Annotated in this window: 1 protein-coding gene; it reads right to left on the reverse strand. The window is 37.2% G+C overall.

Annotated elements, in window-relative coordinates:
- Positions 1 to 366, reverse strand: a 366-nt coding sequence (locus SB765_RS28300) for a hypothetical protein (RefSeq protein WP_410932310.1), incomplete at both ends; no start/stop codon positions are given.

Genomic DNA, 366 nt, shown 5'->3' on the forward strand with positions numbered 1-366 from the left:
CGATATTAGGTAATGCTGGTAACTCAGTAATTGGGGTAGAACTGGCTGTATTTTCTCCAGGCTGCTCTTTTAACGCGATTAAAACACTCGGAATATTCACGTTTTTAATTTTAATATCAGCACCTTGTGCCTTTGCAGAAATCTCCACATTATTAACAACTACGTTTGCACTTGTGTGATTTAACACAAACTCACTGACCGCTAAACGCTTAAGTGCAATATTAAATGGCAAACTGATTTGTTCCAACGGTTCGTTAGATGTATCAGGAGAATTAGATGATGATGCTGGTAAGTTTAGTTTTATAGACCGGGCACTTAAGTTATCAATACACATACCATCACAGTGCCACCAAAATAAATCTAGTT

The organism is Pseudomonas sp. SIMBA_067, from assembly GCF_046534675.1.
Taxonomy (GTDB): Bacteria; Pseudomonadota; Gammaproteobacteria; order Pseudomonadales; family Pseudomonadaceae; genus Aquipseudomonas; species Aquipseudomonas putida.